The sequence below is a fragment of the Pseudomonas sp. 05N434 genome, from assembly GCF_056396965.1.
Map to the genome: position 1 here is coordinate 1 of NZ_JBFTMK010001177.1, position 390 is coordinate 390.

The 390-nt window shown below is 57.9% G+C and carries 1 pseudogene; it reads right to left on the reverse strand.

From position 1 onward, the window contains the following. Nucleotides 1–206: 206 nt before the first annotated feature. Nucleotides 207–390, reverse strand: a pseudogene (locus tag AC1DLB_RS32315) (D-aminoacylase); the annotation flags it as partial.

Here is a 390-nt window from a genome sequence, read left to right on the forward strand (position 1 = left end):
GGATCGGGGTGGTTTTGGGATCGGGGTGGTTTTGCCGAAACTCATGGGGTAACTCCCTGACTGAATGAGCCCAGTGTGACTGGGCTGGATGTCAGCGCTTCGGCTTGGTGACGGCTTTCTTTAACTGCAATGTGCCACCATGAGACCTGGATCAAAAGATCCTCCGAACGCGGCCCGAACCTTCGGCAGCTTCTACGAAGGCGCGATCAATGAAACCCTCTACGCAAATCCCCCTCCCGCGCCAGAAATCGCCCTTCCCTTCTGCCGTTCGCCTGCCCATCGCGGTAACTCAAGACTCCGTTGATCCACACTCCATCAATCCCTTGCGCCGCCCGTTGCGGATCGTTGAAGTCGGCCACATCGCGAATCGTCGCCGGATCGAACAACACC